The sequence below is a fragment of the Streptomyces sp. NPDC050617 genome, from assembly GCF_040654795.1.
Taxonomy (GTDB): Bacteria; Actinomycetota; Actinomycetes; order Streptomycetales; family Streptomycetaceae; genus Streptomyces.
The window spans coordinates 229,688-256,383 of the sequence record NZ_JBFAIS010000007.1 but is presented as its reverse complement, the minus strand read 5'-3'; the positions used below and the strand labels follow the sequence as shown (position 1 = coordinate 256,383).

Annotated in this window: 20 protein-coding genes; 18 read left to right on the top strand and 2 right to left on the bottom strand. The window is 70.8% G+C overall.

All coding sequences use genetic code 11. From position 1 onward, the window contains the following. Positions 1-519: 519 nt before the first annotated feature. Together AB0I49_RS12860 and AB0I49_RS12855 are read left to right on the top strand one after the other, a co-directional pair. On the top strand, positions 520-1,953 hold the full coding sequence (locus AB0I49_RS12860) for an NAD-dependent malic enzyme (protein WP_363226942.1): 1,434 nt from the start codon (positions 520-522) through the stop codon (positions 1,951-1,953). Positions 1,954-2,278: 325 nt separating this feature from the next. Then, a complete protein-coding gene (locus AB0I49_RS12855) occupies positions 2,279-2,560 on the top strand; it encodes an HU family DNA-binding protein (protein WP_069811080.1) in 282 nt (93 codons plus the stop codon). Positions 2,561-2,743: 183 nt separating this feature from the next. Here AB0I49_RS12855 and murA read toward each other — a convergent pair whose 3' ends face one another. Continuing rightward, positions 2,744-4,087: a UDP-N-acetylglucosamine 1-carboxyvinyltransferase gene (murA, locus tag AB0I49_RS12850; RefSeq protein ID WP_363226940.1), complete on the bottom strand. Its 1,344-nt coding sequence runs from the start codon at positions 4,085-4,087 to the stop codon at positions 2,744-2,746. Positions 4,088-4,427: 340 nt separating this feature from the next. Between murA and AB0I49_RS12845 the strand changes: the two genes are divergently transcribed. From AB0I49_RS12845 to AB0I49_RS12820, 6 genes are all read left to right on the top strand, one after another. Then, entirely contained in the window at positions 4,428-5,021 is a 594-nt protein-coding gene (locus AB0I49_RS12845) for a YqgE/AlgH family protein (protein WP_363226939.1), read from the top strand. 30 nt (positions 5,022-5,051) lie between these two features. After that, positions 5,052-5,354 (top strand): DUF3039 domain-containing protein, encoded by a 303-nt coding sequence (locus AB0I49_RS12840; protein WP_363130664.1) that lies wholly within the window; start codon positions 5,052-5,054, stop codon positions 5,352-5,354. 349 nt (positions 5,355-5,703) lie between these two features. Next, positions 5,704-7,014 carry an extracellular solute-binding protein gene (locus AB0I49_RS12835; protein ID WP_363226938.1) on the top strand — a complete coding sequence of 437 codons (1,311 nt, stop codon included), beginning with the start codon at positions 5,704-5,706 and terminating at the stop codon, positions 7,012-7,014. Further along, complete coding sequence (locus AB0I49_RS12830) at positions 7,011-8,012, top strand: sugar ABC transporter permease (RefSeq protein ID WP_363226937.1); 1,002 nt, start codon at positions 7,011-7,013, stop codon at positions 8,010-8,012. Before AB0I49_RS12835 ends, AB0I49_RS12830 begins: the two co-directional genes overlap by 4 nt. A gap of 37 nt (positions 8,013-8,049) precedes the next feature. Beyond that, positions 8,050-8,934: a carbohydrate ABC transporter permease gene (locus AB0I49_RS12825; protein WP_363226936.1), complete on the top strand. Its 885-nt coding sequence runs from the start codon at positions 8,050-8,052 to the stop codon at positions 8,932-8,934. Between the two features lie 516 nt (positions 8,935-9,450). Further along, on the top strand, positions 9,451-10,347 hold the full coding sequence (locus AB0I49_RS12820) for an FAD binding domain-containing protein (protein WP_363226935.1): 897 nt from the start codon (positions 9,451-9,453) through the stop codon (positions 10,345-10,347). A 752-nt stretch (positions 10,348-11,099) separates the two neighbouring features. Here AB0I49_RS12820 and AB0I49_RS12815 read toward each other — a convergent pair. Beyond that, positions 11,100-11,384, bottom strand: a complete 285-nt coding sequence (locus AB0I49_RS12815) for a hypothetical protein (protein WP_363226934.1) — start codon at positions 11,382-11,384, stop codon at positions 11,100-11,102. 12 nt (positions 11,385-11,396) lie between these two features. Between AB0I49_RS12815 and AB0I49_RS12810 the strand changes: the two genes are divergently transcribed. From AB0I49_RS12810 to AB0I49_RS12765, 10 genes are all read left to right on the top strand, one after another. After that, positions 11,397-13,049, top strand: a complete 1,653-nt coding sequence (locus AB0I49_RS12810) for a 2Fe-2S iron-sulfur cluster-binding protein (protein WP_363226933.1) — start codon at positions 11,397-11,399, stop codon at positions 13,047-13,049. A 184-nt stretch (positions 13,050-13,233) separates the two neighbouring features. Continuing rightward, positions 13,234-15,591 (top strand): molybdopterin cofactor-binding domain-containing protein, encoded by a 2,358-nt coding sequence (locus AB0I49_RS12805; protein WP_363226932.1) that lies wholly within the window; start codon positions 13,234-13,236, stop codon positions 15,589-15,591. Positions 15,592-15,697: 106 nt separating this feature from the next. Beyond that, entirely contained in the window at positions 15,698-16,681 is a 984-nt protein-coding gene (locus AB0I49_RS12800; protein ID WP_363226930.1) for a serine/threonine protein kinase, read from the top strand. A gap of 6 nt (positions 16,682-16,687) precedes the next feature. Continuing rightward, positions 16,688-18,880 carry a serine/threonine-protein kinase gene (locus AB0I49_RS12795; RefSeq protein ID WP_363226929.1) on the top strand — a complete coding sequence of 731 codons (2,193 nt, stop codon included), beginning with the start codon at positions 16,688-16,690 and terminating at the stop codon, positions 18,878-18,880. A 126-nt stretch (positions 18,881-19,006) separates the two neighbouring features. Beyond that, a complete protein-coding gene (locus AB0I49_RS12790) occupies positions 19,007-21,076 on the top strand; it encodes a serine/threonine-protein kinase (protein WP_363226928.1) in 2,070 nt (689 codons plus the stop codon). Between the two features lie 191 nt (positions 21,077-21,267). After that, on the top strand, positions 21,268-21,795 hold the full coding sequence (locus tag AB0I49_RS12785) for a hypothetical protein (protein ID WP_363226927.1): 528 nt from the start codon (positions 21,268-21,270) through the stop codon (positions 21,793-21,795). Positions 21,796-21,927: 132 nt separating this feature from the next. Further along, positions 21,928-23,532, top strand: coding sequence for a hypothetical protein (locus AB0I49_RS12780; protein WP_363226926.1), 1,605 nt, complete (start codon positions 21,928-21,930; stop codon positions 23,530-23,532). Positions 23,533-23,709: 177 nt separating this feature from the next. Further along, positions 23,710-24,771: a type VII secretion-associated serine protease mycosin gene (gene mycP / locus AB0I49_RS12775; RefSeq protein WP_363226925.1), complete on the top strand. Its 1,062-nt coding sequence runs from the start codon at positions 23,710-23,712 to the stop codon at positions 24,769-24,771. Between the two features lie 185 nt (positions 24,772-24,956). Beyond that, positions 24,957-26,096, top strand: coding sequence for a type VII secretion-associated serine protease mycosin (mycP, locus tag AB0I49_RS12770; protein ID WP_363226924.1), 1,140 nt, complete (start codon positions 24,957-24,959; stop codon positions 26,094-26,096). Between the two features lie 141 nt (positions 26,097-26,237). Further along, positions 26,238-26,687 carry a hypothetical protein gene (locus tag AB0I49_RS12765; RefSeq protein ID WP_363226923.1) on the top strand — a complete coding sequence of 150 codons (450 nt, stop codon included), beginning with the start codon at positions 26,238-26,240 and terminating at the stop codon, positions 26,685-26,687. Positions 26,688-26,696 lie beyond the last annotated feature (9 nt).

The window sequence follows — 26,696 nt, the reverse complement described above, 5'->3', positions numbered from 1 at the left end:
GGGGAGCGTGGGGGGCCGGTCCGGGGCGGTGTGCGGAGCCGGTCCGGGGCTGTGCGAGGTGCCGGTCCGGGGCGGTTCCGGGTCGGTTCGGGGCCGGTTCCACATCAACTTCCGCTACAGGAATCACTTCCCGGCACTGTTTGTTAGCCTGGGTGTGGCACCGGCCCGATCCAAGCCCCCGGGCCCAACCATCGTCGCTACGAGCGACCACTTGCCGCGAGGCGAGCATGGCGGGTCGGTGTCACTTGAACGTCGAGAACGGGCGTCCTTTCCAGCACTGGGAGGGGCGCCCGTTCTGCGTTCGCGGGGTGGGAGGAGGATCGGTGCATGATGAAGCGATACGGCGGCCCGGCCGGCCCCCAGGGGTTCCGGGTGATCCCGTATCGTGAAATCCCGATTCCGAAATCCGAGGCTGGTTACCGTATACCAGTCGGTAGGTGGGACGATCGGACAGCGCGCCCCGGCTCTGAGCCCCGGTGACGTACCAAGTGACATAAGGGAAAGCAGAGGAAGTCGGCCATGGCAACGGCGCCTAGCGTCTCGTATTCGATGACGGTCCGGCTGGAGGTCCCCGCGAGCGGGACGGCCGTCAGTCAGCTCACCACCGCCGTGGAGTCCTCCGGTGGTTCCGTGATCGGCCTCGACGTGACCGCCTCCGGCCACGAAAAGCTCCGTATCGACGTCACCATCGCCGCGACCTCCACCGCGCACGCGGACGAGATCGTCGAGAAGCTGCGCGGCATCGAGGGCGTATCGCTCGGCAAGGTCTCCGACCGTACGTTCCTGATGCACCTCGGCGGCAAGATCGAGATGTCGTCGAAGCACCCCATCCGCAACCGCGACGACCTCTCCATGGTCTACACGCCCGGCGTCGCCCGCGTCTGCCAGGCCATCGCGGACAACCCCGAGGACGCCCGCCGCCTGACCATCAAGCGCAACAGCATCGCCGTGGTCACCGACGGCTCCGCCGTCCTCGGCCTCGGCAACATCGGCCCCAAGGCCGCGCTGCCGGTCATGGAGGGCAAGGCGGCCCTCTTCAAGACCTTCGCGGGCATCGATGCCTGGCCGCTGTGCCTGGACACCCAGGACACCGACGCAATCGTCGAGATCGTCAAGGCCATCGCCCCCGGCTTCGCGGGCATCAACCTGGAGGACATCTCCGCGCCGCGCTGCTTCGAGATCGAGGCCCGGCTGCGCGAGGCCCTCGACATCCCCGTCTTCCACGACGACCAGCACGGCACCGCCATCGTCGTGGTCGCCGCCCTCACCAACGCGCTGCGGGTGGTCGGCAAGGCCATCGGCGACGTGCGCGTCGTGATGTCGGGCGCGGGCGCGGCCGGCACCGCCATCCTCAAGCTGCTGCTCGCCGCGGGCGTCAAGCAGGCCGTCGTCGCCGACATCCACGGCGTCGTGCACGCGGGCCGCACGGACCTCGTGGACGCCGACCCGGATTCCGCGCTGCGCTGGATCGCCGACAACACCAACCCCGAGGGCATCACGGGCACCCTCAAGGAGGCCGTGGTCGGCTCCGACGTGTTCATCGGCGTCTCGGCCCCCAACGTCCTCGACGGGGACGACGTGGCCGCCATGGCGGACGACGCGATCGTCTTCGCGCTGGCCAACCCGGACCCCGAGGTCGACCCGGCCGTCGCCCGCCGCACCGCCGCGGTGGTCGCCACCGGCCGCTCCGACTTCCCGAACCAGATCAACAACGTGCTGGTCTTCCCGGGCGTCTTCCGCGGCCTGCTGGACGCGCAGTCGCACACCGTGAACACCGAGATGATGCTGGCGGCCGCCGGAGCGCTCGCCGATGTCGTCGGGGAACAGGAACTCAACCCGAACTACATCATCCCCTCGGTATTCAACGACCGGGTCGCCGGAGATGTCGCCGGAGCGGTCCGCAATGCCGCCAAAGCGGCCGGTGTCGCTGTGACGGGCACCACGACGGCCTGACCTCGGCGCGTCGAATGGCGCGCCGCCCGCAACACCCCCATAGGGTGGCGGGCAGAAATTGGCCGCAGAAATACGGCCAAAGCCCTGACGCGAGCCCTGCGGTGCGCTGCCGGGAGCAGACGGAGCGTCACGACTTTGAAACAGTGGCGCTTTCCGTGTGACTCTCCTGGGTGCCGGATTGGCTTTCCCGCCACAGGTGGGGGCAGGATGCGTATTCGGGCGCGAGGGTCTGGCAGCAGACCCGGGTCCGGGGACTGTCCGAGGGCCCTGGCAGCATCGGCTTCGATCTCACGCCTCATTGGCAAGAAGAACACGGGAGTACAAAATGAACCGCAGTGAGCTGGTGGCCGCTCTGTCCGAGCGCGCCGAGGTGACCCGCAAGGACGCCGACGCCGTTCTGGCCGCACTCGCCGAGACCGTCGGTGAGGTCGTCGCCAAGGGCGACGAGAAGGTCACCATCCCCGGCTTCCTGACCTTCGAGCGCACCCACCGTGCCGCTCGCACCGCTCGTAACCCGCAGACCGGCGACCCCATCCAGATCCCGGCCGGTTACAGCGTGAAGGTCTCCGCGGGCTCGAAGCTCAAGGAAGCCGCCAAGGGTAAGTAAGACCCCAAGCGAGAAAGGGCGGCCACCCTCGGGAGGGTGGCCGCCCTTTCGGCGTCTGTGCGGGGCCTGTGCGGCGTCCGGCGTCTGTACGGGGCTGTGCGTCTTTACGGGGCAGTGCGGGCGCCCGGCGGCGGCTCGCGGGTCGTACGGGCGCTTCAGGGCCCTTCCGGGCCCCGGCCGCTACTACTCCGGGAGCGCCCCGTTGGGCAGCTCGACGTGGGCGCCGAGATCGTTCAGCTTGCGCATGAAGTTCTCGTAGCCGCGGTTGATCAGGTCGATGCCGTGCACGCGGGACGTGCCCTGGGCCGCCAGCGCCGCGATCAGGTACGAGAAGCCGCCGCGCAGGTCCGGGATGACCAGGTCCGCGCCCTGCAGCTTGGTCGGGCCGGAGACGACCGCAGAGTGCAGGAAATTGCGCTGCCCGAACCGGCAGGCCGAGCCGCCCAGGCACTCGCGGTAGAGCTGGATGTGCGCGCCCATCTGGTTGAGCGCCGAGGTGAAGCCGAGCCGGGACTCGTACACCGTCTCGTGCACGATGGACAGGCCGGACGCCTGCGTCAGCGCCACCACCAGGGGCTGCTGCCAGTCGGTCTGGAAGCCGGGGTGGACGTCCGTCTCCAGCGCGATGGCGTCGAGCGAGCCGCCCGGGTGCCAGAACCGGATGCCCTCGTCGTCGATCTCGAACGCGCCGCCGACCTTGCGGTACGTGTTGAGGAACGTCATCATCTCGCGCTGGCTCGCGCCGCGGACGTAGATGTTGCCCTCGGTGGCCAGCGCCGCGCTCGCCCAGGAGGCGGCCTCCAGGCGGTCCGGCAGGGCGCGGTGGTTGTAGCCGCCGAGCCGGTCCACGCCGGTGATGCGGATGGTGCGGTCGGTGTCCATGGAGATGATCGCGCCCATCTTCTGCAGCACACAGATGAGGTCCTCGATCTCCGGCTCCACGGCCGCGTTCGACAGCTCGGTGACGCCCTCCGCCAGCACGGCCGTCAGCAGCACCTGCTCGGTCGAGCCGACCGACGGGTACGGCAGCCGGATCTTGCAGCCGCGCAGCCGCTGCGGGGCCTCCAGGTACTGGCCGTCCGCCCGCTTCTCGATCGTCGCGCCGAACTGGCGCAGCACCTCGAAGTGGAAGTCGATCGGCCGCCCGCCGATGTCGCAGCCGCCCAGACCCGGGATGAAGGCGTGGCCCAGCCGGTGCAGCAGGGGGCCGCAGAACAGGATCGGGATGCGCGAGGAGCCCGCGTGGGCATCGATGTCGGCGACGTTCGCGCTCTCCACGTGCGAGGGGTCGAGCACCAGCTCGCCGGGCTCGTCACCGGGGCGTACGGTCACGCCGTGCAATTGCAGCAGCCCGCGCACGACGCGTACGTCCCGGATGTCGGGCACATTGCGCAGCCGGCTCGGTCCGCTGCCGAGCAGCGCGGCGACCATGGCCTTCGGCACGAGGTTCTTCGCGCCGCGGACCCGGATCTCACCCTCCAGCGGGGTGCCGCCGTGGACGAGCAGTACATCGTCAGTGCCGGTCATGGATCTCGCGTTCCTGGAGTTGGGCGGGGGCCAAGAGGAAAGCGTAATGGGACCCGAGAGGGCGGCAGTGTGCACAAGGGGGCTTCCAGGACGTAATGGCTTTGTCACAACACGCTGTGTTGGCGTTCAGAAACAAACAGTTATGGACAGGGGTGGCTGCTGTGCCGGGCCGCTCGCGGACCTCGCGGCGCTCCGCCGCGCCTGCCCGCCGGAGCCGGCCGGCCGCCCCCTGACCACGGCGTCGTAGGTCGCCGTACGCCTCCGCGTGTCGCCGCGGCCGGGCCGTACCGGACTCGCCGTCCGCGCCCCGCCGCGCCCGGAAATGAGGGATCATGTGGTCATGACCGAGGTGTCCTCCCTCACAGGACGGCTGCTTGTCGCCACTCCGGCGCTCGCCGATCCGAACTTCGACCGCGCCGTGGTGCTGCTCCTCGACCACGACGAGGAGGGCTCGCTGGGGGTCGTGCTGAACCGCCCCACGCCCGTCGGCGTCGGCGACATCCTCGAATCCTGGGCCGAGCTCGCGGGCGAGCCGGGCGTCGTCTTCCAGGGCGGGCCGGTCTCGCTGGACTCGGCGCTGGGCGTGGCCGTGGTGCCGGGAGAGGGGCAGGAGCAGGGGGCCGCGGCCGTCCTCGGCGACGGGCCGGTCGGCTGGCGGCGGGTGCACGGCGCGATCGGCCTGGTGGACCTGGAGGCCCCGCCGGAGCTGCTGGCCGCGGCGCTCGGCTCGCTGCGGATCTTCGCGGGCTACGCCGGGTGGGGACCCGGCCAGCTGGAGGACGAGCTGGCCGAGGGCGCCTGGTACGTGGTGGAGTCCGAACCGGGCGACGTCTCCTCGCCGGACCCCGAGCGGCTGTGGCGTTCGGTCCTGCGCCGCCAGCGCAACGAGCTGGCGATGGTCGCCACCTATCCGGACGACCCGAGCCTCAACTGACCGCGCCCGCCTTGAGTACCCTTGGAAACCATGAGCACTCTTGAGCCCGAGCGCGGGGCAGGGACCGGCACCCTCGTAGAGCCGACGCCGCAGGTGTCGAACGGCGACGGCGACCACGAGCGCTACGCCCATTACGTCCAGAAGGACAAGATCATGGAGAGCGCGCTCTCCGGGTCACCGGTCGTCGCACTCTGCGGGAAGGTCTGGGTCCCCGGGCGCGACCCGAAGAAGTACCCCGTCTGCCCGATGTGCAAGGAGATCTTCGAGGGCATGAACACCGGCGGGGACAAGGGTAAGGACGGCAAGGGCGGCAAGGGCGGCGACAAGAAGTAGCCGCGCCGGCCGCCGTGGGCCGTAGTCGGCTGTAGTAGGTCGTAGCAGGTCGTAGCAGGTCGTAGCAGGTCATAGCCGCAGGCCGCGGCGGACAGCGGGCCCGGTGCCCGACCCAGGCGATTTTCGCCGTGGGTCGTGGCACCGGGCCCGTCGTGTTTCTGGGTGCCGGGCCCGTCGTGTTTCCGGGTGCCGGGTCTGTCGTGTTTCCGGGGGTGCGCGGCGCGGGCCGGGCGTCGAGTGATCGAAACCTCTTGCCGGGGTGGGCAACGGCCCTTACTCTCCTCCCAATTGTGCAAAGCGAAACGGGCGTTGCGTATGGTGCAACGCCCAAGTGGGAGGGGACCCCCCTGTGAAGCTTTCTGCCCGAATTGCCGTACCAGTGGCCGCACTCGCGGTGGCCGGCCTCGCCGTCACGGGGTGTGCGCCGTCCACCTCCGACAACAGCGCGAAGACCGACGAGAAGAGCGGCACCCTGCGCGTCTGGCTCTTCCAGGAGGTCAACAACAAGCCGAAGGAGGAGGTCGTCAGTGCCGCGCTCGCCGCCTTCAAGAAGGACCACCCGGACGCCAAGGCCGACATCACCTACATCCCCGTCGACACCAGGGCACAGAAGATCAAGGCTGCCTTCAACGACCCGAAGAGCGCCCCCGACGTCATCGAGTACGGCAACACGGACACCGCCGGCTATGTGAAGGACGGCGGACTCGCCGACCTGACCAAGGAGTTCGACGCCTGGTCGGACGCCAAGGACACCGACCCCGCCGCCAAGCAGTCGGTCACCGTCAACGGCAAGATCTACGGCGCGCCGCTCTTCGTCGGCGTGCGCGCGCTCTACTACCGCACCGACGTCTTCAAGGACCTCGGCCTCAAGCCGCCGGCCACCCTGGACGAGCTGACCGAGACCGCCAAGAAGGTCCACAAGGAGCGGCCCGAGCTGTACGGGCTCGCCGTCGGAGGCGCGTACACCTACGGCGCGATGCCCTTCATCTGGGCCAACGGCGGCGACATCGCGACCGGCGGGGGCGACAAGGGCGCGTTCACCGCGGCCATCGACAGCGACGCGTCGAAGCGCGGCATCACCGCCTACACCGCGCTCTTCGGCAACGACAACTGCCCGGCCGCCAAGTGCGCCCAGATGGGCGGCAACGACACCGTGCAGGCCTTCGCGTCCGGCAAGGCCGCCATGGCCATCGGCGGCGACTTCAACCGGCAGGCGGTGGAGGACGGCGCGGCCAAGGGGAAGTACGGGATCGTGCCGCTGCCCGGCGTCAAGGCCGGCCAGATCGCCCCGGCCTTCGCGGGCGGCAACAACATCGGCATCCTCAAGAGCAGCAAACACCGCACGCTCGCCGTGGACTTGATGAAGTCGCTGGCCGGCAAGGCATCCCAGAACAAGCTCTTCGACGCGATGGGCTTCCTGCCCACCTACACCGACGTGCGGCAGGAAGCGGCCAAGCGCCGCCCGTACGTGGCCCCCTTCGTGAAGACGCTCGCCGCGGGCGCCAAGTTCGTCCCCGCCACGCCCGCCTGGCAGACGATCGACTCCTCGCTGGTCCTGCCGACGATGTTCCAGGAGATCGCGAGCGGCCGTAAGGATGTGGACGCCGCCTCGGCCGCCGCCGCGAAGAAGATGAACTCCGCCTTCAGCAGCGCGGGATGACGCCGGTGTCCTCCAACGCAACCGCCCCACCGGCCCCGGCGCGCGGGCAGCGCGGGCCCGCGCCCGCGCCGGACCGCGCGCGCCGGGGCCCGCGCCTCAGCGCGTCCCGCGGCGGACGCACGCCGTGGCTGTACCTCGCCCCCGCGCTCATCGTCCTCGCCGGGCTGCTGATCTACCCGATCTACCAACTCGGGCTCATCTCCACGCTCCAGTACACCCAGGCCCAGGTCAGCGGCGGCGAGCCGACCTCCTTCCGGGGGCTCGGCAACTACGCCGACCTGTTCTCCGACGGTCAGTTCTGGCGAGTTCTCATCGCCACCCTCGCCTTCGCCGCCGCCTGCGTCGTCTCCACCCTCGCCGTCGGCTGCGCGCTCGCCGTCCTCCTGACGCGCATCCGGGCGCTGCCCCGGCTCGCGCTGATGCTCGCCGCGCTCGGCGCGTGGGCCACGCCCGCCATCACCGGCTCGACGGTCTGGGTCTTCCTCTTCGACCCCGACTTCGGCCCGGTCGACAAGGTCCTGGTCTGGCTGGGGCTCGACGGATTCGCCGACTACTCCTGGACGTACGACCGGTTCAGCGCCTTCGGCCTCGTCCTCTTCGAGGTGGTGTGGTGCTCGTTCCCGTTCGTGATGGTCACCGTTTACGCGGGCATCAAGTCGATTCCCAGCGAGGTGCTGGAGGCGGCCTCGCTCGACGGCGCGTCCAACTGGCGGATCTGGCGCAGCGTCATGGCGCCGATGCTGCGGCCGATCCTCGTCGTCGTCACCATTCAGTCGATCATCTGGGACTTCAAGGTATTCACCCAGATCTATGTGATGACGGACGGCGGCGGCATCGCGGGACAGAACCTCGTCCTGAACGTCTACGCCTATCAGAAGGCGTTCGCCTCCTCGCAGTACGGACTCGGGTCGGCGATCGGGGTGGTGATGCTGCTCATCCTGCTGGCGGTCACCCTCGGCTATTTGCGGCTGCTGCGGCGGCAGGGGGAGGAACTGTGAGCACCACCAGCACACCGCGACCGCGCGGGGAGGAACTGTGAGCACCACTACCCCGCTCCGGGCGCGCGGGCTGCTCCGCGTGCGGCGCCCCTGGCGGCTCGCCGCCGAGGCGACGGCCCTCGTCGTCGCGGTCGTCGTCGCCTTCCCGCTGTACTGGATGGTGGTCTCGGCCTTCAAGCCGGCGGGCGAGGTGCAGTCCGGCCACCCGCGGCCCTGGACCCTGCACCCCTCGCTCGACTCCTTCCGGCGCGTCTTCGACCAGCAGGACTTCGGGCGGTACTTCCTCAACAGCCTGCTGGTCGCGGGCGTCGTGGTGGTCGTCTCCGGACTGATCGCCTTCCTGGCGGCCACCGCGGTGACCCGCTTCAAGTTCCGCTTCCGCACCACCCTGCTGATCATGTTCCTGGTCGCGCAGATGGTGCCGGTCGAGGCGCTGACGATCCCGATGTTCTTCCTCATGCGGGACCTCGGCGACACCGTGCCCGGCATCGGCCTCAACACCCTCGGCTCGCTGATGCTGCCGCACATCGCCTTCTCGCTGCCCTTCGCGATCTGGATGCTGCGCGGATTCGTGAAAGCCGTGCCGCCGGCGCTGGAGGAGGCCGCGTACATCGACGGCGCGAGCCGCGGGCGATTCCTGTGGCAGATCCTCTTCCCGCTGGTCTTTCCGGGGCTCGTGGCGACGAGCGTCTTCTCCTTCATTTCGACATGGAACGACTTCCTCTTCGCCAAGTCCTTCATCATCAGCGCCACCGAGAATTCCACGCTGCCGATGGCGCTGCTGGTGTTCTTCAAGGACGAGGGCAATGACTGGGGCGGCATCATGGCGGCGTCGACCATCATGACCATTCCGGTGCTGGTCTTTTTCGTGCTGGTGCAGCGGCGATTGGTGTCGGGGCTCGGAGGGGCGGTCAAGGACTGACGCTTTTGGGGAGGGGATTGAGAGAGAATTGAGAGGAGGGGCGGGGTGGGGGAGTTCCGGTGTGGCGCGTGTGTTCCGTGTATTGCGTGTATCCCGTGCGTCCCGCGTATCCCGTGCCTTGCGTGTATCCCGTGTATTCGAACAGTGGGCGCGTGCCGGCGGTGCGCACGGTGACGTCGACCGCGCGTGCTCGGACGTCCGATCGAGGGGTCGCCCCCGATCGTGTGAGCCGGGCGTAAAGGTCCGCGCCCCTGCCGCCCGCCCCTGGGACGGTAGAGCTCGACACAATGGCGTAAGTCGTACAAGGGGCCCCGAAGGATGGCATTTCGCACGTACCGGGGGACACGTCGCAGACCGCGCCATAAACCGGTCCGCTCCCGTGCCGCGGGGGCGGACCGGCCGTTCGTGGACCCTCGCGACGGCTGGGCCACAAGGTGTGCCAGAGTTGCCACGTCCAGGCCGGGAGCACGTACCGTACGGCGAAACGGCCGGGACACCGGGGAAGGGGCAGCTGGGTTGACCACGCACGCACCGCAGTCGGCACACACGGTGACGTTGCCGGGCTCGCTCGACGAGGCCGTGGCGGCACTCGCCGCCATGCCCGCCGCCGTGCCCGTCGCGGGCGGTACCGATCTGATGGCCGCCGTCAACTCCGGACTGCTGCGCCCCGCGGCCCTCGTCGGCCTCGGCCGGATCAGTGAGATCCGCGGCTGGCAGTACCAGGACGGCCACGCCCTGCTGGGCGCCGGCCTCACCCACGCCCGTATAGGGCGCCCCGACTTCGCGGCCCTCATCCCCGGCCTCGCCGCCGCCGCCCGCGCGGCCGGCCCCCCGCAGATCCGCAACGCGGGCACCCTCGGCGGCAACATCGTCACCTCCGCTCCCACCGGCGACACGCTGCCCGTGCTCGCCGCCCTGGAGGCGACCCTGGTCATCGCGGGTCCCGGTGGCGTACGTCGGGAGATCCCGGTCAGCCACCTGCTCGCCGGGGTCGAGATGCTGCGGCCCGGCGAACTGATCGGCTACGTGCGCGTACCGCTGCTGCACGCCCCGCAGACCTTCCTGAAGGCCACCGGCCGTACGGGGCCGGGGCGGGCCACCGCGTCCGTCGCCATCGTCCTCAACCCCGCCCGGCGCGAGGTCCGGTGCGCGGTCGGCGCGGTCGCCCCGATGCCGCTGCGCCCGCTCGAAGCCGAGCGCTGGGTAGCCTCGCTGATCGACTGGGACGGCGAGCGCGGCCTCGCGCCGGAGGCGTGCGCGGCCTTCGGCGAGTACGCGGCGGCGGCCTGCATCCCCGACCCGCCGCAGCCGGAGGACGGCAGCGAACCGGTCACCCTGCCGCCCGCGGCCCTGCACCTGCGTCGTACCGTGGCAGCTCTGGCCCGCCGAGCACTGGGGAGGGCACTCGCGTGAGTGACGAACAGCAGCGCCCCGTATCCGGGGCGACCGACGCGGCGGCTGAGGCCGCGAGGGCGGCAGCCAGGGCGAGCGGCTGGCAGCCGATCCCGCAGGGACCCGAGTACGACGCGGAGGGCACCGCGTTCGTACAGTTGCCGCCCGAGCTTCTGGCGCACCCGCGGGCGGGCGCGGGGGGTGCGGCGGGCACGCCGGGGTCCCCGGGCTCGCCGGGATCGCCGGGCGGCTGGGATCCGCTGGCAGCGCCCGGGACCGGGGCCGGGTACGCGCCGCCGCAGTTCGATCAGATGGGTCAGGCCGGAGAGGTCGGACAGGCGGGTCAGGCCGGGCATGGTGGTCAGGCCGGGCATGGTGGGCAGGGCCAGTACTACCAGTCTTCGCAGCCCGCGCACGGCGAGCAGTGGCAGCACGCGGCCTCCGCCGACCCGGGGTCCATGGGTCAGTGGACGATGCCTTACGGGCAGGGCGGCGGGCCTTACGTACCGCAGGGCGGTGTTGATCCTGCCGGTGCGTCGGGTGTGCCTGGTGCTTCTGGTTCCGCTGATGGTTCCGCGGGCGTCGAGGGTGGTCCTGACGATCCGCATGCCACGGCGCAGTGGCCGATTCCGGGTGTGCACGGGGACGACGGCGCGTCCGTCGGCGCGGGGCAGTGGTCGGTACCGGCGGCGGGGGACGACCCCGTCGACGAGTCCGGCGAGTACTCCTTGGGGATGCGCGTCCCGGGGACGCCGCCTTATGGGGGGCAGGGGCTAGGGCAGGGGCAGGGCCCTGGTCATGGCCCTGGAGTGCCCTCGGTCCCGGCTCCGGCCGCCCCACAGGATGACCCGCACGCCACGGCGGAGTGGCCGGTGCCGGGTGCGGTCGAGGGGGCCGCCGAGTACGGCGGGCCGTATGCGCATCAGCCTGTGTATGGACATGGACATGGACATGGACATGGACATGGGCAGGGGCACGGACACGGGCATGAGCAGGAGGTCGGTCAGGGGGTTCCCGTTGAGCACGGTGCTCCTGGTGCGCACGGGGAAATCGGGCACGGCGGGCACCAGGTGCCGACGTACGGCGGTTATGACGGCGGCCAGCAGTTCGGCGGCCCGCGCGCGCTGAGCGCGGACGCCTTCACCGACCCCTACGGTCCGTACGGCAGCCGTGCCGCCGAGGGCGGTCCGTGGGCGAGCCCCAATCAACTGCCGCAGGAAGCTGAGCAGTTGCGGTCGGAGTCGGCGGAGATGCCGGAGGGGCACGTCGACATCCCCGCGCAGACGCAGGGGGAGTACGGGCGTCCGGAACCCACCGCACCCGTGGCGACACCGGAGCGTGGGGAGCAGGAGCAGGAGCAGGAGCAGGGGCAGGAGCAGCACGAGGCTCCGGCGCCGGATGCCGAGGCGGTGGCGCGGGACGCGGCCGATGAACCGCACGCGGCGGGTCAGACCGAGCGTGAGCCCGAGCAGGCCGCCGGTGCGGAGGCTGCCGTCGCGGACGGTCATGCTCCGGTCCAGGACGGTGCGGGCATCGCGGGCACGGACGTTGACGTGGAGGCCGCGCCGCAGGCCGACGGCGGGAGCGCACCGACCGAGGCGACGCCGATGCCGGTGCCGGTGCCGGTCGGTCACGGTGATGTGGTGGCGGCCGGTACCGAGGCGGCGCGCCACGACCACGCGGCTCCGGCGCACGCCGACGCGGAGCCCGCGCCCGGCGTCCCTGCCACCGGTCAGACCCCGGCGGTCGAGCACGTCGAGCACGTCGAGCACACCGAACAGGCGGAGGCAGCGGAGAGTTCCGAGCCGGAGTCGGGGGCGGAGGCGGAGTCGGGTACGGCTGAGGAGCCCGTACCGGCTGCTGAGCCCGTGCCCGTATCCGTACACGAGCCCGAGTCCGTAGCGCCGTCCGAGGCCGCCCCCTCGGAGGCCCCAGAGTCGGCAGCTTCAGCTGACGACGTGGCGCAGGGCCACGCCGCCGAGCCCTCGGCCGAGCCCGGCACCGAACACCACGAGCCCCCTCAGCCCCTCAACGAACACCCCCGCGCCTCCTACGTCCTGCGCGTCAACGGGATCGACCGTCCCGTCATCGACGCCTGGATCGGGGAGTCCCTCCTTTATGTGCTGCGCGAGCGGCTCGGCCTCGCCGGGGCCAAGGACGGCTGCTCACAGGGGGAGTGCGGCGCGTGCTCCGTCAAGGTGGACGGGCGGCTCGTCGTCTCCTGCCTGGTGCCCGCCGCGACGGCGGCCGGGAGCGACGTCCGTACGGTCGAGGGCCTGGCGACGGACGGCCGGCCCTCGGACGTACAGCGGGCGCTCGCCGACTGCGGGGCCGTGCAGTGCGGGTTCTGCGTGCCGGGGCTGGCCATGACCGTGCACGATCTGCTCGAAGGCAACCACGCGCCGTCTGAGCTGGAGACGCGGCAGGCGATCTGCGGCAACCTGTGCCGGTGTTCCGGTTACCGGGGCGTGCTCGACGCGGTCGGCCAAGTCGTGGAGGAGCGCGCGGAGTCGGCGGCGGCCCAGGAGGCGGCGCACGAGGCGGCGGCCCAGGAGGCGGCGCACGAGGACGGTTCGGGGCAGTCGCCGGTGGAGGCGGACCAGCAGGCCCGTATCCCGCATCAGGGGGGACCGCCGCACCAGGGGGGACCGCACGACGGTGGTCCCGGCGGCCCCGGTGATCACTTCCCTGGTGAGCGGGGCGGGCAGGCGGACACGGCATGAGCACGGGCGCGCGTACGGGCACGGGCACCGGAACCGGCACGGATCCCAGCACCAGCATGGGTCTCGGCATCAGCGCGGATCCCAGCACCAGCATGGGCCCCAGCACCAGCGCGGGTCCCAGCACCAGCGCGGGTCCCAGCACCACCAGTAACACCGGCACCGAGAGCGGAAAGGCAGCAGCGGCATGACAGCAGGAATGGCGGACGCCGTCGGCGCCGGAGCCGTGCCCCCTGCCGCCGACGGCGGCGGTGCGGGCGCCCCCGGCCCGGCCTCGGCCGACCCGCCGCCGCACGGCATCGGCGTCTCGCTCCCGCCGGCCGACGCCCCCGCGAAGGCGCTCGGCATCTTCCCGTACGCCGCCGACCTGTGGGCGGAGGGGCTGCTGTGGGCGGCGGTGCTGCGTTCCCCGCACCCGCACGCCCGTATCGTCTCGATCGACACCTCGGCCGCGGCGGCGATGCAGGGCGTACGGGCCGTGGTGACCCACGCCGACGTGCCGGGCGACGCCGCGCACGGCAGGCGGGTGGCGGACCGCCCGGTGTTCGCGTCGGACCTGGTGCGCCACCACGGGGAGCCGATCGCGGCGGTGGCCGCGGACCACCCCGACACGGCGCGGCTGGCGGCGGCGGCGATCGCCGTCGAGTACGAGGTGCTGGAACCGGTCACCGACCCCGAAAAAGCCTTCGCCGCCGAGCCGTTGCACCCGGACGGCAATCTGATCCGGCACATCCCGCTGCGCTTCGGCGACCCGGAGGCGGCGGGCGAGGTGATCGTCGAGGGGCTGTACCGGATCGGCCGCCAGGACCCGGCGCCGATCGGCGCGGAGGCGGGGCTCGCGGTGCCGCGCCCCGATGGCGGCGTGGAGATCTACACCGCGTCGACCGACCCGCACGCGGACCGCGACCTGGCCGCCGCCTGCTTCGGCCTCGAACCGGAGCGGGTGAAGGTCGTCGTCACCGGGGTGCCCGGGGCCATGGGTGAGCGCGAAGACCCCGGCATGCAGCTGCCGTTGGGGCTGCTGGCGCTGCGTACGGGCCACCCGGTCAAGCTGGCGGCGACGCGCGAGGAGTCGTTCCTGGGCCACGCGCACCGGCATCCGACACTGCTGAGGTACCGTCACCACGCCGACGCCGAGGGCAAGTTGGTGAAGGTCGAGGCGCAGATCCTGCTGGACTCCGGCGCGTACGCGGACTCGTCCGCCGACTCCCTGGCCGCCGCCGTGGCGTTCGCCTGCGGCCCGTACGTGGTGCCGCACGCCTTCGTCGAGGGGTGGGCCGTACGGACCAACAACCCGCCCTCCGGCCATGTGCGCGGCGAGGGCGCGATGCAGGTGTGCGCGGCGTACGAGGGCCAGATGGACAAGCTGGCCGCCAAGCTCGGCCTCGACCCGGCCGAACTGCGGCTGCGCAACGCCTTGGCCACGGGCGACCTGCTGCCAACCGGCCAGACGGTGACATGCCCGGCGCCGGTGGCCGAACTGCTGCGCGCGGTACGGGACTTCCCGCTGCCCGCGCTGCCCAAGGACGACCCGGAGGGCGACTGGCTGCTGCCCGGCGGCCCCGAGGGCGCGGGCGAACCGGGGGCGGTGCGGCGCGGCGTCGGCTACGGGGTGGGCATGGTGCACATGCTCGGCGCGGAGGGCGCGGACGAGGTCTCCACGGCCACCGTGAAGATCCACAACAACGTGGCGACGGTCATCTGCGCGGCGGTCGAGACGGGCCAGGGCTTCTCGACCCTCGCCCGGCAGATCGTCCAGGAGGTCCTGGGCGTGGCGGAGGTGCACGTCGCGCCCGTGGACACGGACCAGCCCCCGGCCGGTCCGGCGGCGCGCGGCCGGCACACGTGGGTGTCGGGCGGCGCGGTCGAACGGGCGGCGCGCATGGTCCGTACGCAACTGCTCCAGCCCCTGGCGCACAAGTTCGGCATGTCGACGGAGCTGCTGACGATCGCCGACGGCAAGATCACCTCGTACGACGGGGTGCTGAGCACCACGGTCGCCGAGGCGCTTGACGGCAAGGAGCTCTGGGCCACGGCCCAGTGTCGCCCGCACCCGACGGAGCCGCTGGACGACACGGGCCAGGGCGACGCCTTCGTCGGCCTCGCCTTCTGCGCCATCCGCGCGGTCGTGGACGTCGACATAGAGCTCGGCTCCGTACGCGTGGTGGAGGTGGCCGTGGCCCAGGACGTCGGCCGCGTCCTCAACCCCCGCCAGGCGAACACCCGCATCGAGGCCGGCATCACCCAGGGCATCGGCGCCGCCCTCACCGAAAACCTCCGCACCAGCCAAGGCATCGTCCGCCGCCCCGACTTCACCGGCTACACCCTCCCCACCTCCCTGGACGCCCCGACCGTCCGCATCGTCAAACTCGTGGAGGAACGCGACGTCGTCGCCCCCTTCGGAGCCAAGGCCATCAGCGCCATCCCGGTCGTCACCACCCCGGCCGCGGTGGCCGCCGCCGTACGCGCAGCCACGGGCCGCCCGGTAAACCGCCTCCCGATCCGGCCGCAGGCGGCGGTGGGGGCGGTGGGGGCTCCGGCATAGAGGAGGACTCGGCGTCTCTCGCGGGGCCTGCCCTCTCCGGCGGGTGGACGGCGAAGTAGGCTCCGGACGCTGTGTCGTCGGAAGGGAACGCGGGGGAGCGTCGCGTATGACAGCGCCACGTAGGGGCGTTCCGCGCTGCGTCGGCCCGTACGCGGTACTGGCCCGCCTGGACGGCGAGGGGAGTCGGCTGCCCGTACCGGAGCGGCGTTTCATCGCGCGCAGCGCCGACGGCGAGCGCACGGTCCTGGCCGGCGTTCCGCACGAGGACGCCGACCCCAGGCGGTTCGCGACCGAGGCGCAGGCGTCCCGGTACCTCCTCGGCCCCTATTGCGCTCCGGCCGTCGAGTTCTCGTCCCCCGGCGAACCCCCGTGGCACGCCCGCCCGTATCTGCCCGCGCTCCCGCTGCCCACCGCCGTGGCCGTGAACGGGGCGCCGCTCCCCGAACACACCGTGCGCGCCCTCGGCGCGGCCCTCGCGGAATCCCTCGCCGTCACCCATGGACAGGGCCTGACGCACGCGGGCGTCTCCCCGGCCGCCGTGCTGCTCGCGGCCGACGGTCCCCGCCTGACCTGCTTCGGAGCGGTACGAGCCGCGGCCGAGGAAGGCGCCCCGCGGGCCGGCGCCCCCGGCCTCGAACCGGGAAGTCTCCCGCCGGAGCAGGCGGTCGGCGGGACGCCGGACCCGCTGGGCGACAGCTACGCGCTCGGTGCGACTCTCGCGTACGCCGCCACCGGGCACACGGCCCCCGAACGGGACGAACTCCCGCCCGGCCTCCGCCGGGTGATCCGGGCCTGCCTCTCCCGGGACCCGGCGTCCCGTCCACGAGCCGCCGATCTGCTCGACGAGTTCATCCGGGACGCCGATGCAGCCTCGGTCCCCTCGGGGGCCGGGGGCGGCCGGTCCGATGCGGTCCCGGCTCACCCGCGGACCGTGATCGACCGGTCCGATGCCGCCCGCGCGGCCGTGACGCTCGGGCCGGGCTGGCTGCCGGGACGCGTGGTCGCGGCCATCGCCCGCCAGTCCGCCGTGATCCTCGCGGCCGACCTCCCCGCCGCCGCGCCCCCGGCGCCCGCCCATCGCCAGGACTGACCGCCGATGCCGCTGCCCCTCGCCCACGACGATCCGGACCGGTTCGGCGCCTACCGCCTCATCGCCCGCCTGGGCAGCGGCGGCATGGGCGTCGTCTACCTGGCCAGGTCGGGGGGCGGCCGTATCGTCGCCCTGAAGACGATGCACGCCCGTATCGCCTCGGACGACGTGTGCCGCACCCGGTTCCGGCTGGAGACCGACGCCGCACGGGTCATGGGCGGCCTGCACGGCGCCGAGGTCGTGGACGCCGACCCGCTGGCCGACACCCCGTGGCTCGCCACCGAGTACGTACTCGGGCCGCCGCTCGACGACGCGGTCGCCCTGTCCGGCCCGCTGCCCGAGCCCTCCGTGCGGGCGCTCGGCGCCGCCCTGTGCGGAGCCCTCGGCCGGCTGCACCTCTCGGACGTGGTGCACCGCGACCTCAAACCCTCCAACATCATGATCGCGGCATACGGCCCGAAGGTCATCGACTTCGGCATCGCCCGCGCCATCGGCGACGAGCACCTCACGCGCACCGGCGCCGCGGCCGGCACACCGGCTTTCATGTCACCGGAACAGGCCGCCGGAGGCGAACACACGCCGGCGGGCGATGTCTTCGCGCTCGCCGGAGTCCTGACCTTCGCGGCCACCGGACGGGGTCCCTTCGGCAACGGAGCCCCCGCCGACCTCCTCTACCGCGTCCGCTACGCCGACCCCGACCTGACGGGCGTCCCCGCGGACCTGGCCGCCATGCTGTCCCGCTGCCTGCACAAGGACCCGTCCCGGCGCCCGGCCACGAGGGAGCTGGCGGCTCTGCTGCACGACGGCTCCGGTGAATTCGCGGATCACCTGCCCGTCGCCGTGCTGGCGGAGATCGCCAGGCGCGCCGCGGAGGTATGGCAGTTCTGGCCCCACCGCCTCCCGGTCCCGGCGACCGTCCCGACGGAGCCGGAGCCCGCCCCGTCCCCGGCGCGTTCGGCGCCCGCCCGCCTCTCCAGGCGCAGGCTGCTCGCGATGGGCGGCGGCGCCGCGCTCGGACTGGCGGCGGCGGGCGCGGGGACGTGGGCCTGGCTGGGGCGGGGGGCCGCGTCGGCGGACTCCGAGCCGGGCAGCCCCTGGCAGGGCCGTCTCCGGGTCCCGCTGTGGGAGACGGGCGTCAACGGCACTTCCCTCGAACTGGCTCCCTTGGCGCCGTTCTTCGCCGCGGGCATGGTCGCGGTGGACCAGGCCGGCGGACTGAGGGCGATCGACGCCGGTACCGGCGCGGTGCGGTGGAACTCCGAGGACAGGCAAAGCACGTGGGAGACCGGTACGGACGGCAAGAGGTTCTACCGGTTCACGAGGAAGCATCTGGGAAAAGACGCGCTTGCCCTCGCGCCTTTCAGCCTTGAGCACGGTCGTACGGAAGCCCCGGTGGCGACGTTCCCCGGTTTCAACGGATTCATGCTCGCGCAGCAGTTGCTCTGCATCACGGACGGTATCGCCTACCTGGCCGCCGGGCGGGGGACGAGCAGACTGGGCATGTCCTCCGGGGCGCAGAAGTGGTTTCTGCTCGCCGTCGACACCGCCACCGGCAAGCAGAAATGGTCTCAGCCGCTGCCGGCCATGCTGGAACGGCCACTGCGGCTGCGTTTCCTCGACGCGCGGGCCGTCGGCGGCCGGCTGCTGCTCTTCCAGCAGACGGCCGACGACAAGGTTCGCGTCGTCGCGCGCGACGCCCGTACCGGAAGCCTCTTGTGGGACAAGCCCCTGGACGGCGGGGAGCCGGACCTCGTACGGGGGCGGCTGGTGGCGGACAGTAGCCATGTCTACGTGGGTACGGGGCGGTTGCGCGCGCTGCGGCTGAGCGACGGGGGCGAGGCGTGGAACTTCGCCTCGGGAAGTCCGGGACAGTATTACGGCCCGCCTTCCCTCAAGAACGGAATCGTGTACGCGACGGAAAAGGACCGAGGCGTCGTCGCGATCGACGCCGGAAGCGGAAGACTGCGATGGGGGGAGGAGACGGGCGAGAGCGTAAAGGCGAAACTCGTCGGACCGCCTGTCGTCGGCGCGAAATACGTGTACAGCAGAAGCGATTCGGGGCTCAGGGCGATCGATCTGTCCTCGCGGAGGACGGCGTGGACCTACAAGACGTCCGGAAGCCGATTCGCCGCCCATGAGCGCGGCAAGACGATCATCGGGTGGGGCGACAGCTTCCTCGTCGCCTTCCCGCTCGTCTGACCCCCGCCATCCGATGCCGGCGCGTGCGACTCCCATCAGTCCGATTCCGGCCCGACCACCTCCCACTCGTCAGATTCCCGCTCGTCCGATCCTCGCTCGTCCGATTCCGGCAGAAGGCCCTCCCTCATGAACCCCCTCGGCACCGGCGACCCGCTCCGCCTCGGCCCGTACCGAATGCTCGGCGTGCTCGGTGAAGGCGGCATGGGCAAGGTGTACGCGGGACAGGACAGCGCGGGCCGGGTGGCCGCCGTCAAGGTGCTCCGCCCCGAGCTCGCCCACGACCAGAACCTCGCGCAGCGCTTCGTACGCGAGGCTCGGACGGCGCAATCGGTGACGGGCAAGGGCGTGGCGCGCGTCCTCGGGGCGCAGACCGAGGGCGGACGGCCGTGGATCGCCGCCGAATTCCTGACCGGCCCCACCCTCGACGAGGCCGTTACCGCCCGAGGGCCCTTCGACGAACCCGCCGTACGCGCCCTGGCCGCTTCCCTCGCGCGTACTCTCGCCGGCATCCACGCCGCGGGCCTGGTCCACCGCGATCTCAAGCCCGCCAACATCGTCCTGACGTCGGACGGCCCGCGCGTTATTGACTTCGGGATCGCCCGCCCCGAGCACGGCCTGACGCTGACGACGACCGGCCAAGTGCCGGTGACACCCGGTTACGGGGCTCCCGAACAGGTACTGGGACAGCGCGTCGCACCGGCTGCCGACGTGTTCTCCCTGGGGGCGGTGCTGGTGTACGCGGCAAGCGGGCACCGGGCGTTCGACGGACCGCATGCGGCCGCCGTGCAGTACGAGGTCGTACACGGCGCACCTCGCCTGGACCGGATACCGGAACCGCTCCGGCCGTTCGTCGCCCCGTGTCTCGCCAAGGACCCCGCCCTGCGGCCCTCGCCCGACGAGGTCGCGGCGGCCTCCGCGCCGCCGCGGGGCGCCGGCCGCGTCTGGCGTCGCGGATGGCTGGCGGAGGACATCGAGGAACGCGAGCGCGCCGTTCGACAACTGATCATTCCATCCCCGGAAAGACCGCCTGCCGGACGCGTCTCACGACGCCGTGTCCTGACCGGACTCGCGGCAGGAGGGGCCCTCGCGGCGGCAGGCGGTTCGGCCGGCTGGCTGCTGCACCGGCGGGACACCTCCTTCGATATTCCGCCCGCCGTGGCGCTCCCCGAGGCCCGTCCACAGCGATCCATCAGCGACGCCGACACCAAGAAGGGCCCGACTCCGCTGTGGGGGCCGTTGCCCATGGCCGCCACCAGCTCGCCCGCGCCGCTGCCGGTGCGCGACGTCGTCGTCTTCGCCGCGGAGGGCGGCGGCATCGCAGCCCACGACGTCATCGACGGCCGGCGCCGGTGGACCGCGCGCGGCGTGCGCACCGCGGGGGGCTACGTCTCGCTGTCGGACCAACTGGTAGCGGCCCTTGACGCCAAGGGAACGCTCGTGACGTTCGTCGCGTCGACCGGGAAGCCGAATTGGACCGCCGACGCGCACGCGGCGGCGATCCTCGCCGCGGACGACGATGCCGTATACGTCGTGACGAAGGACGGCCGCCTGCGCGGTATCAGCAGGTCGGACGCGGAGACGCGCTGGACGGTTCGGGTTTCCGTGAACATCCGGGCCGACGACGACAGCGCGCCGTGGGCCGCGACAGGCCGCGGCCGGCTGATCGTGGGCAGCGGTGATGGGCACGTCGTCGCCGTCGACACACGCGACGGGCGCGAGGCATGGTCCCTCCGGAACCAGGGCGCCGAGCTGATCCGGCCGGCCGTCTCCGGCACCACCGTGTACCTGAACGGCGGTTCCCTGGCCGCCCGCAGGATCAGCGACGGCGAGGAGGAGTGGACGGCGACGTCCACCGGCGAGACGGGCAAGAACGAGTCCTGGGGGCCGCCGACCGTGACGGGGGATGCCGTGTACGCGGCTCATGGCGACCAGATGAGACGGCTGAGCCGCAAGGACGGAAGCAGGGTCTGGGAAGGGGAGATGAGCGGCCGGGCAGACATCCCGATCGTTGTTCAGGGCGCGGGTGTGTGGTGGGGGAACGAGCCCCATGGCGAGGTGAGCGCTCTGAAGAAGGACAGCGGTGCGCTCGGCTGGGCGTACGAGATGGATGCGGAGGATCACTGCTCGATCGCGGCGGACGGCAATCGCGTCTTCGTCGTGAACGGCCCGTCGCTGATCGCCCTGCCCGTGTTCTGAGGCTGCGGGGATGACGGGCCCCCGGCGGGCTGGGCGCTTCCCTACCATGCGAAGAGGCTGCCGTCCATGAGTGCGCGTACTCAGGAGGATGAGGTGGGGGTCTGTGCCGCCGTCGAAAGGGAAGTGCGAGAGTTACGTGGCGTCAGTACAGTGATGGGCGCATTTCTGCCGCGAGTTGAATACTGAGAGTGATGGGGGAGACGGACGTGAGCGACGGCGCGCCGGACGGCGGGAGAGGCGGAGAGCACCGCGTCTGGCTCCAGTCGGCGTCTCCGGGCGCTTCGCACGGCGGTTCGGGTGGCGGTTCGGACGGCGAGAAGCTCAAAGCCGAGTTGAACAAACTGAAGGCGTTCCAGAGCCGGGTCAACGACATCCTCAAGGGCCTTTCCGCGTCTGACGCATCGCCGACGAACATCGGGCGCGACAAGGTGACGGGGAGCCATCTGGGCGCTTCGGCATTCGACGAGGCACAAGACCTGTACACGGCGTACCACCAGGTGCACAGCCAGTTGGAGACGCTCTCCCAGCTCCTCTCCGACCAGATCGAGGCGATGGGAACAGCGGTGCAGAGCGCCCGCGTCAGCTACGCCAACGTCGACCTCGAGCAACAGGCGCGCATGTGGGCCGCCCAGACCGAGTTCGAACGCCACTACCACCCCGAGGGGGAGAACGCCCCCTCGGACACGAAGGCGCCGGGCAGCGATCAGGTCCAGGGCTGATGCTCACCGTGATCCGCGCCCGCCCTCCGGGGCGCCCGCGTACTACTGACAGCGCAACCGACAGCGCCACTGACAGCGCGCCTGACAGCGCGCCTGACACCGAAATGGGAAAGGGAGAGGCGAGGAGCGACCGTGTCTGACCTTCCGTACGGCTACGTCATGCCGCCCGCGAGCACACCCGCGCCCGCACAGATCCCGGTGCCCAAGAGGCCGTTCTTCTTCACCCCGTCGGTCGCCACGGACTTCGACGCGATCCCCCACGAGAAGCTGCGGGAGATCATCGACAGCACCGACGCCGGCAAGGTGAGCGAAGTCGGCAAAAGACTCCGTGCCGCTGCCGACAAGATCAAGGATGTCGGTGACGACCTCAAGCGGTACATGGACGAGGACCATGTGCCGTGGAGGGGCGACGGCGGCAAGGCGTTCCGCGCCTGGGGCGAGAAGATGGTCACGGCGACGTTGAACCTCGCCCACTACAGCGAGACCGCCGGCACATGGATGTCGAATGCGGCTACCGACATGGCGGATGTCAAGACGGGGATGCCGCACGTCCAGGGGGCCGCGAAGAAGGTCCTCGCCGCGTATGCGAAGGCCAACCCGCCGGGCCAGCTGACCCTCGACGACAAGAACGGCCCGACGCTGAAAGAGGTGGGCGCCGCGCGGGCCCAGCTCGACAGCGACCATGCCGACGCCGCCCGTTTGATGCGGAAGCTGGCGGGGTCGTACATCGCCTCGACGATGAACATCCAGGCGGCTACGGAGCCTGTGTTTCCGCCGTTGCCTTCGGCGGTGATGCCGCCGCGTCGGGATACGCAATGGGACGATCTGCGGCACATCTCGATCGCAGGTGGGACCGGAGGCGGAGGCAACGCTCCCCGTAATGGGTCGATCGCCTCGACGGCCTCCGACAGCAGGCCGGCGCAAGACCACTCCTCGCCTGCCCCCAGGGGAGCGCATCGTCCGATCGAGCACGTCGGCACGGAGATCGCCGGCCTTCCGACGGCGACTCACGATGCGGTGGTGCCGCGCGGAGGAGAGACAGTTTCCCCGTCAGGGGGTGTACGAGTGGGGCCAGGGCCGGTCGCACCGCAGCCGGGGCCCTTCGTGCCGCCGGTGAGTCCGGTGTCACCGAGGGTTCCCGGTACCTCCGGTGGCAACCGCCCGCCGAACGCCGACCGTACGTCCCAGGCATCGAGAAGCCGTGGGTTCAGCGAACCGCCCAGCACACGGAGTCCGCGCAACCCCGCTGACGGTGTTGTCGGCGGACGGCCGTCACCCGCTCCGAAGGACAGTCCCGTGAGCCGAATTCCCAGGGGAACGGTCATCGGGAATGAGCCGGTACAAGGGGGCGGGACAGCGCAGGGCCGACCCGCGATGGGTCGGCCTTTCGGGCCGGGCGGAGCGAGCGGGAGCGTGGGCGGCCCCTCGGGCAGCGCTGCTGGGAGGCGCCTGGCGCCCGGTGCGGAGGGCATCGTCGGAGGCAGCTCCCAACGACGCCCTGGCGGCACCACGGGCGGGACTTTCACGCCTGGTGGCAGTGGCTTGGTGCGCGGCAACCCTGCCGGAGTCGAGGGCGCGGCGCCCGGCCGCGGGTCGGCCGTCGCTCCCCCGGGCTCTCAGGCCGGGAAGAAGAACGCGCGGAGGGGTCGCGGCGGCGAACGTCCCGACTACCTTGTCGAGGACGAGGAGACCTGGACTTCGGGCCACGGCCGCGTTGCTCCTCCGGTCATCGAATGATCTGATCCGAATCGCCGACAACGCCTGAGAGAGACGCGAATGCGAAGCAGTAGGAGTATGTGGTCCACCTGGTCGAGGAGGACGGCGGCCGGTGGGCTGGGGTTTGTGCTCCTCGGGCTCGCAGCCTCTCCCGCTGATGCGCAATCAGTGCGTTCTCAAGAGTGGCATCTGGATGCCATGCATGCCGAAGAGATGTGGCAGAGCAGTACGGGCAAGGGCGTCACGGTGGCAGTGATCGACAGTGGTGTGAATCCGTCGCTGCCGGATCTGCGAGGTCAGGTGCTCAAGGGGAAGGACTTCTCCGACAAGCCGGGTGATGAGCGAACCGACTACGCCTCTCACGGCACGGGCATGGCCGCCATCATCGCTGGAACGGGAAAAGGGGGAGGGTTCGGCCTGGCTCCAGGAGCCAAAATCCTGCCTCTCAGGGCCTCGGACAGCAAGCCCACGAGTAGAACGGACGACGGGTACGCGAAATTCTCCAAGTCCGTGGGGGCGGCTATCCGCTATGCAGCCGACTCGGAGGCCAAGGTCATCAATATCTCGCTCGGCGTTGTATCGTCGACGCCCGATCTGACGAATGCTGTGAAGTACGCCAGGTCCAAGGGGAAGTTGATCTTTGCTTCTGTGGGGAACAGCGGTAAAAAGGACAACTCCGTGATGTATCCGGCGGCAACACCAGGGGTTGTCGGAGTCGGGGCAGTTGACAAGAATCTCAAATCGGCTGCCATTTCCGAGCGTGGGCCTCAGGTCGACTTCGTAGCGCCAGGCACCGATATCGTGCATATGTGTGAAGGCGGAAGCCAAGTCTGCATGGGTGACGGTACGAGCGCGTCCTCGGCCCTGGCCTCGGCCTCCGCCGCCCTCGTCTGGTCCAAGCACCCCGACTGGACCGCCAATCAAGTGACCCGGGTTCTCCTCAACACCGCCGGCGGCCCCGTGAACGGCCAGAAGCGGAGCGACACCGTCGGATACGGGATGATCCGCCCTCGTATCGCCCTGAAGGACCCCGGCGACCCCGGGCCCGCGGATGTCGATCCGCTCCCCGGGACGGGGGCGAAATCTCCGGAACCGGGAGCGACCAAGTCCGCTGGTGCCGACGCTCCCGAGCAGGCCGCGGTGGATTCCTCGTCCGAAAGCGATGGCGACAGCACTCTGTGGATCGCCCTCGGCGTCGGGGCGGCAGTAGTGGTCGGGGCGGTGGCAGGTGTGACCGTCGTCCGCCGGCGCAGGGCCTGAGCAACCACATATCGACTGAGCGAGGGCGCGCGCCGGAAGCGCGCCCCGCTCTCCGTTTTCCACCTTCTATGTCTATGCGAGCGTCACCGTCGGCGGTCGATTGAAATCCGCGTGAAAGGCACGGCAGATCCTCCATGCGTCACGTCCTCCACAGCGGCGTCGGACGACCGGCACGAGTTCTGTCGATGGTCGCGAGTCTCCTCATCGTTGTCGGCGCGGCTGCTCCGGCTCAGTCGGAGACCATCCGTGCTCAGCAGTGGCATCTCGACGTCATGCACGCGGACGGTATGTGGAAGACGAGTACGGGCGCCGGGGTGACGGTCGCCGTGATCGACTCGGGGGTGGATGACAGCCTCCCCGACCTGCGTGGTCGGGTGCTGCCGGGGAAGGATTTCACGGATTTCTCCGGAGATGCTCATTCCGATTATGACGGCCGCGGTACCAGAATGGCGGCGCTCATCACCGGGACCGGCAAGGGCGACGGCGCGAACGGGTCGTTCGGTCTCGCGCCGGGGGCGAAGGTCCTGCCGTTGCGGGTGAACGATGGAAGCCAATCCATTCTGCGTACGGATCCGGTCGAATCGATGCGGAGAGCGATTCGCTACGCGGCGGAATCCGATGCCAAGGTCATCAATTTCTCCCTGACCCGTGCCGGTGGAAGCCGGGATGAGGCTGAGGCCGTGAATTACGCGTTGTCCAAGGGGAAGCTGGTCGTCGCGGCGGTCGGGGACATGGGCGGGGACGGCAATCCGGTTCTGTACCCGGCCGCGTTCCCCGGCGTGGTCGGGGTCGGGGCAGTCGACCGGGACCTCCGTGCCACCAAGGAGACCGAACGAGGCCCTCAGGTCGACCTTGTGGCCCCGGGTAAGGGCATCGTGTCGGCGTGCAAGGGCGGAAGCGGGTTCTGCCGCGGCGGAGGCTCTGGCGAAGCCGCCGCGCTCACCTCCGCCTCCGCTGCCCTCGTCTGGTCCAAGCACCCCGACTGGACCGCCAATCAAGTGACCCGGGTCCTGCTCAATACCGCGGGTGCTTCCGTGGACGGCCGCAAACGCACTGACACCATCGGCTACGGCATGGTCCGCCCGCGTATCGCCCTGAAAACCCCCGGTGACCCTGGCCCGCCGGACACCAGCCCCCTCGCCGACGCCAATTCCCGGGCGCCGAAGCCTTCTTTGATCAAGGGGTCGTCCGTGGAGCAGCCGGCGGAGGATTCGTCGACTGGCTGGGGGAGTGTCTTGTGGATCGCTCTGGGCGTCGGCGGCGTGGTCGTCGCGGCTGCCTCGGCGGTGTTCATCAGACGCCGCCGAAGCACGTACCCGAGGTAGGGACGCCGCTGTGTGCGCTCGCCGATCAGCCTGCTGACCTGGGGAGATGAGTATCGGTACTCATGTCCGTGGCTGCCCTTCTCTGTACGCTCGCGGGCGGTGCCGACGTGGAGAGCAAGAAGGAAGCGGGGGATGGGGAGCGTGGCTGCCTTTGAGGCGGAGTGGGCGCAGCTGAAGAAGGAGACTTCTGCTGGTTCCGGGATGAGACTCGCGAGCGCCGGTGGGGGCTCCGGTGGCTCGGGCGAGGTGAAGTCCAAAAAGGATGTGTGGAATTCGGCTGCCTCTGGTGTTGAGAGGCTGGCGGGGAATGCCAAGAAGGCGCTGACCTCGCTGGAGCAGGGGCAGAAGGGGATGGGCAAGGGCGGTGGCGCCGGGGGCGTCGCGTCCTCGGCGGCCCAGCGCGAGCTCTACGGGAGCTGGAAGCACTACCTGGACGAGGTCCGCGGCCGGTGCGAGGCGCTCAAGGGCCCGCTGGAAAAGGCGGGCAAGGTACAGCACGAGAACGACAAGGAAACCAAGAGCCTGTTCGACAAGCTGGGCGACCAATACAAGGACACGCCCGCCGTCGGTGGTCAGAGCCGGGGACGGTGATCCGAGCCG

Coding starts and splice junctions, on each gene's coding strand:
- AB0I49_RS12860 (WP_363226942.1), top strand. CDS start 520: ATGGCAACGGCGCCTAGCGTCTCGTATTCGATGACGGTCCGGCTGGAG.
- AB0I49_RS12855 (WP_069811080.1), top strand. CDS start 2,279: ATGAACCGCAGTGAGCTGGTGGCCGCTCTGTCCGAGCGCGCCGAGGTG.
- murA (WP_363226940.1), bottom strand. CDS start 4,087: ATGACCGGCACTGACGATGTACTGCTCGTCCACGGCGGCACCCCGCTG.
- AB0I49_RS12845 (WP_363226939.1), top strand. CDS start 4,428: ATGACCGAGGTGTCCTCCCTCACAGGACGGCTGCTTGTCGCCACTCCG.
- AB0I49_RS12840 (WP_363130664.1), top strand. CDS start 5,052: ATGAGCACTCTTGAGCCCGAGCGCGGGGCAGGGACCGGCACCCTCGTA.
- AB0I49_RS12830 (WP_363226937.1), top strand. CDS start 7,011: ATGACGCCGGTGTCCTCCAACGCAACCGCCCCACCGGCCCCGGCGCGC.
- AB0I49_RS12805 (WP_363226932.1), top strand. CDS start 13,234: ATGACAGCAGGAATGGCGGACGCCGTCGGCGCCGGAGCCGTGCCCCCT.
- AB0I49_RS12800 (WP_363226930.1), top strand. CDS start 15,698: ATGACAGCGCCACGTAGGGGCGTTCCGCGCTGCGTCGGCCCGTACGCG.
- AB0I49_RS12795 (WP_363226929.1), top strand. CDS start 16,688: ATGCCGCTGCCCCTCGCCCACGACGATCCGGACCGGTTCGGCGCCTAC.
- AB0I49_RS12790 (WP_363226928.1), top strand. CDS start 19,007: ATGAACCCCCTCGGCACCGGCGACCCGCTCCGCCTCGGCCCGTACCGA.
- AB0I49_RS12785 (WP_363226927.1), top strand. CDS start 21,268: ATGGGGGAGACGGACGTGAGCGACGGCGCGCCGGACGGCGGGAGAGGC.
- mycP (WP_363226925.1), top strand. CDS start 23,710: ATGCATGCCGAAGAGATGTGGCAGAGCAGTACGGGCAAGGGCGTCACG.
- mycP (WP_363226924.1), top strand. CDS start 24,957: ATGGTCGCGAGTCTCCTCATCGTTGTCGGCGCGGCTGCTCCGGCTCAG.